The sequence below is a fragment of the Microbispora rosea genome, from assembly GCF_900156315.1.
Classification (GTDB): Bacteria; Actinomycetota; Actinomycetes; order Streptosporangiales; family Streptosporangiaceae; genus Microbispora; species Microbispora rosea.
This window is the reverse complement of the sequence record NZ_FTNI01000002.1, coordinates 269749-281334: the sequence shown is the minus strand read 5'-3', so window position 1 is coordinate 281334 and position 11586 is coordinate 269749. Positions and strand designations below refer to the sequence as shown.

General features: G+C 72.8%; 10 protein-coding genes. 6 read left to right on the top strand and 4 right to left on the bottom strand.

The annotated features are described in order from the left end of the window. Positions 1-69: 69 nt before the first annotated feature. From BXA11_RS03975 to fdhD, 3 genes are all read left to right on the top strand, one after another. Positions 70-561, top strand: coding sequence for a glycosyltransferase (locus tag BXA11_RS03975; protein WP_342200397.1), 492 nt, complete (start codon positions 70-72; stop codon positions 559-561). Beyond that, positions 554-1621 (top strand): glycosyltransferase family 9 protein, encoded by a 1068-nt coding sequence (locus tag BXA11_RS03970; RefSeq protein ID WP_076432783.1) that lies wholly within the window; start codon positions 554-556, stop codon positions 1619-1621. Before BXA11_RS03975 ends, BXA11_RS03970 begins: the two co-directional genes overlap by 8 nt. A gap of 61 nt (positions 1622-1682) precedes the next feature. After that, positions 1683-2582 (top strand): formate dehydrogenase accessory sulfurtransferase FdhD, encoded by a 900-nt coding sequence (gene fdhD / locus BXA11_RS03965; RefSeq protein ID WP_076432781.1) that lies wholly within the window; start codon positions 1683-1685, stop codon positions 2580-2582. 107 nt (positions 2583-2689) lie between these two features. Here the strand turns inward: fdhD and BXA11_RS03960 are convergent, their stop codons facing one another. The 4 genes from BXA11_RS03960 to BXA11_RS03945 all read right to left on the bottom strand — a co-directional run bounded on the left by BXA11_RS03960 (position 2690) and on the right by BXA11_RS03945 (position 8314). Further along, entirely contained in the window at positions 2690-5326 is a 2637-nt protein-coding gene (locus BXA11_RS03960; protein ID WP_076432780.1) for a phosphoenolpyruvate carboxylase, read from the bottom strand. Positions 5327-5404: 78 nt separating this feature from the next. Next, entirely contained in the window at positions 5405-5878 is a 474-nt protein-coding gene (locus tag BXA11_RS03955) for a hypothetical protein (protein ID WP_143734064.1), read from the bottom strand. Between the two features lie 112 nt (positions 5879-5990). Continuing rightward, positions 5991-7574, bottom strand: a complete 1584-nt coding sequence (locus BXA11_RS03950; protein WP_239104738.1) for a hypothetical protein — start codon at positions 7572-7574, stop codon at positions 5991-5993. Further along, a complete protein-coding gene (locus BXA11_RS03945; protein WP_076432777.1) occupies positions 7553-8314 on the bottom strand; it encodes an ABC transporter ATP-binding protein in 762 nt (253 codons plus the stop codon). Before BXA11_RS03945 ends, BXA11_RS03950 begins: the two co-directional genes overlap by 22 nt. 223 nt (positions 8315-8537) lie before the next feature. On the opposite strand from BXA11_RS03945, the gene BXA11_RS03940 reads away from it, so the two are divergent. From BXA11_RS03940 to BXA11_RS03930, 3 genes are all read left to right on the top strand, one after another. Continuing rightward, on the top strand, positions 8538-10127 hold the full coding sequence (locus BXA11_RS03940) for an acyl-CoA carboxylase subunit beta (protein ID WP_076432775.1): 1590 nt from the start codon (positions 8538-8540) through the stop codon (positions 10125-10127). Next, the gene (locus tag BXA11_RS03935) at positions 10124-10360 is read left to right on the top strand and encodes an acyl-CoA carboxylase epsilon subunit (protein ID WP_076432773.1); all 237 of its coding nucleotides are present in this window, start codon (positions 10124-10126) and stop codon (positions 10358-10360) included. Before BXA11_RS03940 ends, BXA11_RS03935 begins: the two co-directional genes overlap by 4 nt. A 197-nt stretch (positions 10361-10557) precedes the next feature. Continuing rightward, a complete protein-coding gene (locus tag BXA11_RS03930) occupies positions 10558-11442 on the top strand; it encodes an NYN domain-containing protein (RefSeq protein ID WP_231513917.1) in 885 nt (294 codons plus the stop codon). Positions 11443-11586 lie beyond the last annotated feature (144 nt).

The window sequence follows — 11586 nt, the reverse complement described above, 5'->3', positions numbered from 1 at the left end:
GGGATGCTCCATCTCCTGCGCGTACCCCCCGAAAACGAGACATAAAGCCCCGTAAATGCATGGTTTGCCCTGGAAGTCCGTCGGGCGCCGGAGGCCGAGGCGCGGGCCTTCCGGGCGGAGCTGGAGGCGCTGGCCGCGCGGCACGGCGTCGCGGACGCGGTGACGTTCACCGGGCACCTGCCCGCCGCCCGGGTGTCGGAGTTCCTGCACGCGGCGGACGCCGGGGTGCTGCCCTTCACCGCCGGGGTGACGACCAAGAGCGGCGCGCTGCTCACGATGCTGGCGCACGGGCTGCCGACCGCGGTCACCGTGCCGGACGAGCCCGACCCCGCCCTCCCGCTCGGAGAGGCCGTCGCCGTGATCAGAGCCCGCCGCGACCCCGCCGCCATCGCGGACGCCGTCGCGCCGCTGCTCGACGGCTCCGGGCCGGGGCGGCGCATGGGGAGGGCGGCCCGGCGGCTCGCCGCCCGCCACTCCTGGTCCCGGGTCGCCGCCGCCCACCGTGAGCTGTACGAGACCCTGGCCGGCCCCGGTCGTCCGCCCGGCCGCCCGGATGCGTGAGCCGTACCGGGAGATCCTGGTGGTCGACCTGCTCGGCGGGATCGGCGACCTGGTCATGCTCCTGCCCGTCGTGCACGGCCTGGCCCGCGCGAACCCCGGCGGGTCGCTGCGCGTGCTCGCCCACGAGCCCGGCGCCGCACTCCTGCGCGGCGACCCCGCCGTCACGCGGGTGCTCACCCCCCGCCACGGCGGCGCGGGCGCGGCACGGGAGGCGGTGGCCGAGGCGCTGGCCGCACGGCGTCCGGATCTCGCGGTCACCTCCACCCGCTACGACGGCATCCCGGATCTCCTCGCCGCCTCGGGCGCCCGGTGCGTCACCGACCTGTGGCGCCGCCCGCCCCCTGACGAGCCCGTCGGCGAGCGCTACCTGCGCATCCTGCTCGCCGAGGGCCTGCTGCGGCCCGAGGACGTCGAGGTCCGGCCCGCCGTGCGCCTGACGCCGGCCGAGATCGCGTACGGCGAGAGCGCGCTCGCCCGCCGCGTTCCCGCCGGCACACCGACAGGCACGGCGCGTCCCCCGGTCGTGCTGGTCACGGACGCGGGCATGGACGTGAAGCGGTGGCCCGCCGGACGCTGGCGGGAACTCGCCGCGCTGCTGGCCCGGCGCGGCCACCCCCTGCTCACGCCCGGCGCGCCGTCCGGACGCGGCGCGGTGGACGCGGCATCCGGCGCGGAGGTCGCCGTGCTGCCGCGGTGCGGCCTGCGGGGGCTCGCCGCGTGCTTCGCCGCCGTCGCGCGCCGGGGCGGCGTGGTCGTGGGCGGCGACACCGGACCGCTGCGGCTCGCCGCGGCCGCCGGAGCGGCCACCGTCGGGCTGTTCGGGCCCACCTGGGCCGGCCGGTACGGCATCGGCTCCCGGGACGACCTGCAGGGGCTGCCGGGCTGCCCGCACCGCAGACCCGCGGCCATCACCGAGCAGCCGTGCTGGTGGACGGCCTGCTGCCCGCTGTCCCCGGCGGGCCCCGCCTGCATGGCCGACATCCCCGTGGCGTCCGTCATGCGCGCCGTGACCCGCCTGTGCGCCGGTTCCCCCGCGCGCCACCCGGCGGGCGACGGCTGACTCGCGGCGTGGCAGGCTGCGTACGGGAGAGAAGGCAGCCATGCCGCCGAGGAGGAGACAGATGGAATTGGACGGCGCGGCGCGGCCCACTGCCCGTCCGGGGCCCGTCACGCGGTCACGCGTCCGGAGGGTGTCCGGATCGGCCGTACGCGACCGGCGTGACGACCTCGCCACGGAGGAGCCGCTGGAGATCCGGCTCCTGGCCGGAGGCGAGAGCCGTACGGTGGCGATCACGATGCGGACGCCGGGCGCGGACTTCGAGCTCGCGGCGGGCTTCCTGCACGGTGAGGGGATCGCCGGCCCCGGCGACATCGCCGCGATCGGCTACTGCACCGACGAGGACCTGGACCCAGAGGCGCGCTACAACACGGTGACCGTGCGGCTCACCGCCTCCCGGCTCCCCGACCTCGGCGCCGCGGCGCGGAACTTCGTGACGTCGAGCGCGTGCGGCGTCTGCGGCACGGCGAGCCTCGACGCCCTGCGCGACCGCTGCGCCGTGCCGGCCGCGCGCACGCCGGTCGCCGTGTCCGCCACGACCGTGTACGGCCTGCCCGACCGGCTGCGGGAGGCCCAGGGGGTGTTCGGCAAAACGGGCGGGCTGCACGCCGCCGGGCTGTTCACACCCGACGGCACACCGCTGGCCGTGCGGGAAGACGTGGGACGGCACAACGCCGTCGACAAGCTGGTCGGCTGGGCGCTGCTCGGCGGCCGGACCCCCCTCGACCGGCACGTCCTGCTGGTCAGCGGCCGGGTCGGCTACGAGATCATGCAGAAGGCCGCGAGCGCCGGGATCCAGGTCGTGTGCGCCGTGTCCGCGCCCTCCTCGCTCGCCGTCGACCTGGCGCGCGAGTTCGGCGTCACGCTCGTGGGGTTCCTGCGAGAGGAGCGCTTCAACATCTACGCCTGCCCGGAGCGGATTGAGGTCGGGCGGATCGAGGTCGAGCAGGCCGAGACCGCCTGACCCGCTCGCGCGCCACCGGCGGCAGGGTCCCGACCGGCCGGACCGGCGGGACCCTCCCGAGGTGGTCGCCGGAGCCGCGAGCAGGTTCGCGGCGCCGGCGGGCGTCGTCAGCCGGTGTTCTGCAGGCCGGCCGCGACGCCGTTCACACTGAGCAGCAGCAGCGTGGACAGGCGCTCACGCTCCTCCTCCGACAGGTCGCCCGGCGCCCGCAGCGCCGACAGCGCCCGCAGCTGCAGGTGGCTGAGCGCGTCCACGTAGGGGTCGCGGAGTTGCACGGCCCGCGACAGCACGCGCCGGTTCTCCAGCAGGCGGGCGTGGCCGGTCACCTCCAGCACGAGCCGCCTCGTCAGGTCGTACTCCTCCAGGACCTGCTCGGCGAAGTCGCTCCGACCGCCCAGGGCCAGGTAGCGGGACGCGATCGAGCGGTCGGTCTTGGCCAGCGACATCTCCGCGTTGTCCAGCATCGCGGCGAACAGCGGCCACTCCTGGTAGGCCGAGCGCAGCTCGGCCATTCCGCCGTCGGTTACCACGGCGGCCAGGCCGCTGCCCAGGCCGTACCAGCCGGGAAGGTTGACCCGCGTCTGGGCCCACGAGAACACCCACGGGATGGCCCGCAGGTCGTCCAGCGAGCGGGGCGCGCCGAGGCCGCGCCGCGCCGGCCGGGAGCCGAGCCGCAGGGATCCGAGCTCCTCCAGCGGGCTGACCAGCGCGAACCACTCGGGGAAGCCGGACGCCTCGGTCAGCGACCGATAGGCGCTCTCGGAAGCGGCGGCCACGGTGTCGGCCAGCCGGCGGAACTTCGCCGCCGCGGCGGCCGTGCTCGCCTCCACCGCGGAGGTGGACGCGAGCATCACGGCGTTGGTGACCTGCTCGATGTGCCGCTTGGCGATCGCCGAGTGGCCGTAGCGCGCGAAGATGACCTCACCCTGCTCGGTGACCTTGAACCGGCCGGCCACCGATCCCGGGGCCTGGGCGAGCACGGCCCGGTTGGCCGGGCCGCCGCCCCGGCCGAGCGCGCCGCCCCGGCCGTGGAAGAGCGTGAGCGTGATGTCGTTGGCCGCGGCCCAGGCGGCCAGCGCCGCCTGCGCGTCGTACAGGCGCAGGGTGGCCGCCGCCGGGCCGAGTTCCTTGGCCGAGTCGGAGTAGCCGAGCATGACCTCCATGCGCCGCCCGTTGTCGGCGAGCCGCCGGCGCACGGGCTCCAGCTTGACCATGCCCTCCAGCACGGCGCTGGAGTTGTCCAGGTCCGCGCCCGACTCGAACAGGGGGACCACGTCGAGCACCGGGGCGCGGTCGCCTAAGGCGTGCCTGGCCAGCTCGTAGACGGCCGCGATGTCGTCGGCGGAGCGGGTGAACGAGACGACGTAGCGGGAGCAGGCGGTCACGCCGAAGCGCTCCTGGATCCACCCGATCACCCGGATCGTGGCCAGGACCTCCTCGGTGCGCTCCGACACCGTGCCGGAGGCGATCTCCTTGAGCGCCGCCGCGTGCACCGCCGAGTGCTGGCGCACCTCCAGCTCCGCCAGGTGGAAGCCGAACGTCTCGACCTGCCAGATCAGGTGCTGCAGCTCGCCGTACGCCTGCCGTACGGCGCCGGCTCCGCGCAGGGAGTCCTGCGTGAGCCGCAGGTCGGCCAGCAGCTCGGCGGGCGCGCGATAGGCGAGGTCGAGGTCGCGACGGCGGGTCGCGGCGATCCTGGCCGCCACGAACATCAGCCACTGGCGGTGCGGCTCCCGCGGCGACCGGGTGGCCATCTCCGACACCAGGTCGGGGTGGTCGTCCTCGGCCTGCGCGAGCGCGGCCCGCAGCTCGGCGGACGGCGGCGTGAAGACACTGGCGAGGGTGAGCGACCTGCCGATCCGGGTGGCCGCGTTCTCCAGTGCGATCAGCACGTGCTCGGCCTGGATCTGGATGGCCTCCCTGGTCACCTTGGCGGTGACGTTGGGGTTGCCGTCGCGGTCGCCGCCGATCCAGCTTCCGTAGCGGATGTACGCCTTGGCCAGCGGCTCCCGCGTCCCGGTGCCGGACCCGAGCGCCGCGTCGAGCGAGCGGTAGATCAGCGGAACGGTGCGGAACAGCGTCTCGTCGAACGCCGCCATCGCCGTACGGACCTCGTCCAGCGGGTCGAGCTTGGTGTGACGGAGCTGGGCGCTCCTCCACAGGATGTCGATCTCCTCAAGCAACCGCCGGTGGGCCTCCTCCCGCTCGGCCGCGCCCCGTCCCGGGGCGTTGTAGGCGTCGAGCTGGGCGCTGATCCGCTGGATGGCGGTGACGATCGCCCGCCGTCGCGCCTCCGTGGGGTGGGCGGTCAGCACGGGCCGGAACTCCAGCCCGTCGATCAGGTCCTGGAGCCGGTCGTCCCCGCGCAGCCGCTGCACGGCCTCCGCGAGGGACTCGCGCAGCGGCACGTCGTCCTGGTCGCGCTGCCGCAGGGTGCGGATGCGGTAGTGCTCCTCGGCGAGGTTCGCGAGATGGAAGTAGCAGGTGAATGCGCGGGCGATCTGCACGGCGCGGTCCACGGGCCATTCGGCCACCAGGGCCGCGACCTCGTCCGCCGTCGTCTCCTGACGGCGGGCCGCGATCACCGCCTTTCTGAGCCGTTCTACGTCGGCGAGGAGGTCGGGGCCGCCGTGCTCGGCGATCACCTGACCCAGTAGTCCACCCAATAGGCGCACGTCAGCGCGGAGTTCGTCCGGCATCTCCGCTACGGCGTTGTGTCGTTCGGCAGGAGCGATGGCGGCCATGTTTGGAAGGCTAGCGAATCCCGCTCGGTGGCTTGAGGGCGGTCTCACCAATTGGACTAGACCACTCGGACGCGCAGGTCAGACCGGGCGCGCGTCCGGGGTGCGGAGCGCCTCGGCCGGGGCGTGCGGGAGCGCCCTGAAACGGCGGGTGAGGTGCTGGGCGAGCCGCCCGTGCGCCACCACGATCGCGGCGAACGCCACGATCAGCATCGTGATCGGCGTCAGCTGATCGTCGTCGGCCAGAACGATGATCTTGGCGTCGCCGAGCCCCGTCCTCGCGGCCACCAGTCCTGTGAGCGCCACGGTCACCCAGCGACCGGCATGCATGATCGCCGGACGCGCGGCCGCGGTCACCGCGGCCGGCAGGGCCAGCACGACGAAAGCGACGAGGATCGCGACCGTGCCCGCCAGGGACATGCCGGTCAGCCCGCCGACGGCCAGCGCGATGCCCCGCATCAGGAGGCGCGCCAGCCCCCCGATCACCAGCCCGCTCAGTGCCGCCGCGGCCACCGGCGCCCAGATCACACGGCCCCGCGGCCTGCCATCGCGCATTGCTTCCTCCTTAGAACGGTCCAAACGGTTATAGATGCGGGTCATATCGCCCGCAACACCGCAAGGACTTCGCGATCGCTCCGTTATAGGAGGGGACGGTGGAACAACGCGGTCAGGTGGGACGGGAGACGGCGGCGAGGAGTTCGGGGAGGCGGGCGAAGCCGATGCCGGAGGCGATCCTGCGGCCCGCCCAGGCGACCCCCACGCCGTACGGCACGGCCAGCACGGCCCACCAGGTCAGGCCGAAGAGGACCGGCAGCACCACCGGCAGCGTGAGCACGCCGGTGACGAGCATCGTGGCGAAGGAGGCCGCGAACGCCTGCCCGCCCTGCCCCGGAGCGGCGCCGCTGAAGGCGTTCAGGCGAGCGGGATAGGTGTACGGCGCGGTCACGCTGGTGATCGCGCCGACGCCCATGGCGACTCCGAGCACGCCCCAGGCGATCGGGGCCGCGGCGAGGGCCCAGACCGCGTCGCCCGCCACCAGGGCGGCGAACAGCGACACCAGGGCCAGCAGGGGCACGCCGATGACCGCCATGGCCAGGTGCCGCCCGGCCAGGTCGGTGCGCACGTCGCGCGGGGTGGAGAACGCCACGGCGTTCATCCACAGCGACCCGCCGTCGATCCCGAAGGAGTTGCCCGCCTGCAGCCCGATCATGACGGCCGCCAGGCAGGCGGGTCCCAGCACCGATCCCAGCCCGGCCCCGCCGTCCTGTCCGTGCAGGGAAAGCGTGACGATCACGGTGACGAACAGCGCGACGATCCAGTTCACCCGGCCCCGCGGCTCGCGCCCGGCGTACTTCAGCTCCTTGGCGACGACGGCGCCGAGCATGCCGTCAGGCAGGAACCTGCCGATCGAAACCCGTCCGGACCGCCGGACGGAGCCGCCGCTCCCGGTGGAGGCGTCGGGCCGCACCAGCGCGTGCCGCAGCGCGACGATCCACAGCCACGCCAGCACGACGACCGCCATCGCGACGACGATCAGTTCGGCGACGCCGATGAGGCCGCCGTCGGCGATCGCGTGCGCGGCCAGCCCCGGCGGCGTCCACCGCAGGACGTCCCCCGCCGACGCCAGGATCCGCGTGGGGTCGCCCGACAGGCCGCGGTTGACCAGCAGGTTGGGCAACTGGACGAGCAGCACCACGAAGATGGCGGCGACCGCGAGCAGGTCACGCCCCCGGCGAGTGCGCAGCACACCGGACAGCGCGGTGGTCACCAGGCGGGAGGCCGTGAGGCAGAAGGCGAACTGGAGGACCACCGCGGGCACCCCGAGCAGCACTCCGCCCGGCCCGTGAGAGAGCGCGACCACGCCGCCGAACAGCGCGGCCAGCGAGGCGACCGGCCACGCCCCGGTCGCCGACGCGGCCAGCATGCCGGTCGCGAGCTGCCGGGTGGTCAGCGGGAACACGGCCAGCCGGGCCGGGTCGAGCGTCTCGTCCAGCCCGAACGCCGTCAGCGGCACGACGATCCACCCGACGGCGAACACCGCGAACGCCACCGTCACCAGGTCGAGGGCGACGCCGGACGGCGCGAGCCTGATGAGGGACAGCAGCGCGAACCCCGCGACGGCGGCGAGAAGGGCGGCGGCCAGCGAGAAGACGAAACCGGCCTGCTTGCCGGCGTCGTCGCGCAGGCCCCCGCGCACCAGGCTGAGCTTCAGCCGGACGAACAGCAAGGTCATGCCGGCGACCCGAGCCACGACAGGCCCTCCTCCCCGTTGCCGCGCGCGCCGACGAGGTCGAGGAACGCCTCGTTGAGCGTGCGGCCCCGCCGCACGTCGTCGAGCGGGCCCTGCGCGACGACGAGGCCCCGGTTCATCACCGACACCCAGTCGCACAGCCGCTCGACCAGGTCCATCACATGGCTGGAGAAGACGACGGTGGAGCCCGAGGCGGTGTATCTGCGCAGCACCTCGATCAGCGTGTTGGCGGAGACGGGGTCGACGCCCTCGAACGGCTCGTCGAGGAACAGCACGCCCGGGTTGTGCAGCAGCGCCGCCGCGAGGCCGATCTTCTTGCGCATGCCGGTGGAGTAGTCGACCACCAGCTTGTCCTGCGCCTCGACCAGGTCCATGACCCTGAGCAGCTCGTCGGCGCGCCTGCCGACCTCGTCGATGGGGATGCCGCGCAGCTGGCCGCCGTACATCAGCAGTTCGCGGCCGGACAGCCGTTCGAACAGCCGCAGGCCCTCGGGCAGCACGCCGATGCGCGCCTTGACGCTGACGGGGTCGGCCCACACGTCGTGGCCGTCGATCTCGATCCGCCCGCCGTCCGGCCGCAGCAGCCCGGTGATCATGCTCAGCGTGGTCGTCTTGCCCGCGCCGTTGGGACCGACCAGCCCGGTGAAGCTGCCCCTCGGCACGACCAGGTCGACCCCGCCGACCGCCGTCTGGTGTCCGAAGCGCTTGTACAACCCCTGCGTGCGTACGGCATCCGTCATGGAGCCCCCACTCGTATAAAGCCGTCGTAAAGCCGAACGAACGGCATGCGAGCCGCGTTCCTGCGGGGAGTTCCCGCCCGGCCAAATGCGATCCCGGTGAGCGCGACCCGGAGCGACCGCGCGACGCCGGTCTGGTTACCCTGTCGGCCATGGATTCGACGCGACCCGGAGCGGCGTTCGGGACCCGAGGGCCGCTGAGCATACGAGGAACGGTGAGCGGGCGATGAGCGCCGAACACGCCCCCGAGATCGATATCCACACCACCGCCGGCAAGATCGCCGACCTGGAGCGCCGCCGGCGCGAGGCGGCCCACGCCGGCTCTCAGCGGTCGGTGGAGAAGCAGCACGCCAAGGGCAAGATGACGGCCCGCGAGCGGCTGGCGGCCTTCCTCGACGAGGGCTCCTTCGTCGAGTTCGACGAGCTGGCCAGGCACCGGGCCACCGCCTTCGGCCTCGATCGCGAGCGCCCGTACGGCGACGGGGTCGTCACCGGGTACGGCACGGTGGACGGGCGGCCGGTCGCGGTGTTCGCGCAGGACTTCACTGTGTTCGGCGGCTCGCTCGGCGAGGTCTTCGGCGAGAAGATCGTCAAGGTCATGGACCACGCGCTCAAGACCGGCTGCCCGGTGATCGGCATCAACGACTCGGGCGGGGCGCGCATCCAGGAGGGCGTGGTCTCCCTCGGCCTGTACGCCGAGATCTTCAAGCGCAACGTGCACGCCTCCGGCGTGGTCCCGCAGATCTCGCTGATCATGGGCCCGTGCGCGGGCGGCGCCGTGTACTCCCCCGCGCTGACCGACTTCGTCCTGATGGTGCAGGAGAAGTCGCACATGTTCATCACCGGGCCGGACGTCATCAAGACCGTCACCGGCGAGGAGGTGACGTTCGAGGAGCTGGGCGGCGCGCACACGCACAACTCGCGCTCCGGCGTCGCCCACTACGAGGCCTCCGACGAGCAGGACTGCCTCGACTTCGCCAGGGCGCTGCTGTCGTATCTGCCGTCCAACAACATGGACGATCCGCCCGCCTTCGACGTCGAGGCGGACCTGGAGACGACCGACGAGGACCGCGAGCTCGACACGCTCATCCCCGACTCGGCCAACCAGCCGTACGACATGCACACGGTCATCGAGCACGTCCTCGACGACGGCGAGTTCCTGGAGGTCCACGCGGGGTTCGCGCCCAACATCGTCGTCGGCTTCGGCCGGGTCGAGGGGCGTTCGGTGGGCGTCGTCGCCAACCAGCCGATGAGCTTCGCCGGCACGCTCGACATCGACGCCTCCGAGAAGGCCGCCCGGTTCGTGCGCACCTGCGACGCCTTCAACATCCCGGTGCTGACCTTCGTCGACGTGCCGGGCTTCCTTCCGGGCACCGGCCAGGAGTGGAACGGCATCATCCGGCGCGGCGCCAAGCTGCTCTACGCCTACGCCGAGGCGACCGTCCCGCTGGTCACCGTCATCACCCGCAAGGCGTACGGCGGGGCGTACGACGTCATGGGGTCCAAGCACCTCGGCGCGGACGTCAACCTGGCCTGGCCCACCGCCCAGATCGCCGTGATGGGAGCCCAGGGGGCGGTCAACATCCTCTATCGGCGGGAACTGGCCGCCGCCGACGAGCCGGACGCCGCGCGGGCCCGTTTCATCAGCGAGTATGAGGACACGCTGGCCAATCCGTATCTCGCCGCCGAGCGCGGCTATGTGGACGCGGTCATCCGGCCCTCGGACACCCGGGTCCAGGTCGTCCGCGCGCTGCGCGCCCTCCGTAACAAGCGGGCCTCGCTGCCCCCGAAAAAGCACGGGAACATTCCACTGTGAGCAGCCGCGAGCCGTTTCTCAGCATTGTCCGGGGGGACGCCACCCCTGAGGAGACCGCAGCGCTCGTCGCCGCGCTGGCGGCCCAAACGGCGGCACGGGCGGCGGCGGGCGCCGCCCGGCCGGCGGCACCGCGATCAAGCCCGGGAAACTGGAGAAATCCGGCACATCGGCTGCGGGTGGGTCTCCCGCACGGCCCGGGAGCCTGGCGTGGGGCCTTCTTCCCCGGCGGGTGAGACGTCTTTCGACGCCATCGGCGACGACTACGGACCGATTACATCGCCGGAACAGGGTGTCAACTGGCTCAAGAGTTGGGACTATCTAGAAAGCGGGGGAATATAGTCAGCCGATCAACTAGTGACGAGTCCTGGAGGACACCATGGCCATCCCGGACTTCAGCGCACATGGCATTGCCGCAAAGTATGCCGTTCTCGTGGACGTCGGTTACCTTTACGCGGCCGCCGGTGAAGTTCTCTTAGCCGCCAAGGAGCGTAAGGAGTACCGCGTCGCCGCGGACGAGCTGATCCAGGCGCTCCAGAAGCACGCGCTCGAGCGCATCCCGGGTGAGCTGCTGCGCGTCTACTGGTACGACGCCGCCCGTGACCGCGTGCCCACGGTGGACCAGCGTGTGATCGCCCAGCTGCCCTGGGTCAAGGTGAGGCTGGGCAACCTGAACGCCCGTGGCCAGCAGAAGGGGGTGGACGCCCAGATCCGCAGCGACCTCGAGGCCCTCGCCCGCCATCACGCCGTGAGCGACACCGTGCTGATCGCCGGGGACGAGGACATGGTGCCCGCCGTTGAGGCCGCGCAGGCGTACGGCGTGCGCATCCACCTGTGGGGGGTCGAGCCGCCGTTCGGGACCAACCAGGCCGAGCGGCTCGTCTGGGAATCGGACACTGTCGAGATATTGAGCGCCGACTTCCTGCGTCCGTTCTTCACCCGCGCGCCGGTGCCCGTGCCCGTGCCGCCCACGCCGTCGCCCGCGCAGGTCTTCGCGGGCCGCACGGTCAAGCCGATGCCGCCGAAGTCGCCCGTCGGCCAGGTCGCCAAGCTGGGCCCGGGCCGGCCCCGCGTGGAGGAGGTCGGCGAGCACGTGGCGCAGAAGTGGATACTGACCCGCGGCCGGGACAACATCCGCGATCTGCTGCCGGGCCCGTTGCTGCCCACGGTGATCGACACCGAGCTGCTGATCGAGGCTGAGAAGGAGCTCGGTCACTCCCTGCGGCCCTACCCGGAGGCGCGCGTGTGGCTGCGCGACGGTTTCTGGGCCCGGGTCTACCGCGAGTTCGACCTCGGGGTCGGCATCTCCAGCAAGTGACGTCAGGCCTTCCGGTCCGGCGTCCGGCCTCGCGCGGGAGCACTCCCGGCACAGGACGCGCTCCCGTGCCCGGTCTCGCGCGAGCCCCCTCCGCGCTGTCGGGGCGCTCTGACGGCCGCGTCCGATTTCCGCCAGCCCGCATCG

Coding starts and splice junctions, on each gene's coding strand:
- BXA11_RS03970 (WP_076432783.1), top strand. CDS start 554: ATGCGTGAGCCGTACCGGGAGATCCTGGTGGTCGACCTGCTCGGCGGG.
- fdhD (WP_076432781.1), top strand. CDS start 1,683: ATGGAATTGGACGGCGCGGCGCGGCCCACTGCCCGTCCGGGGCCCGTC.
- BXA11_RS03960 (WP_076432780.1), bottom strand. CDS start 5,326: ATGGCCGCCATCGCTCCTGCCGAACGACACAACGCCGTAGCGGAGATG.
- BXA11_RS03955 (WP_143734064.1), bottom strand. CDS start 5,878: ATGCGCGATGGCAGGCCGCGGGGCCGTGTGATCTGGGCGCCGGTGGCC.
- BXA11_RS03945 (WP_076432777.1), bottom strand. CDS start 8,314: ATGACGGATGCCGTACGCACGCAGGGGTTGTACAAGCGCTTCGGACAC.
- BXA11_RS03940 (WP_076432775.1), top strand. CDS start 8,538: ATGAGCGCCGAACACGCCCCCGAGATCGATATCCACACCACCGCCGGC.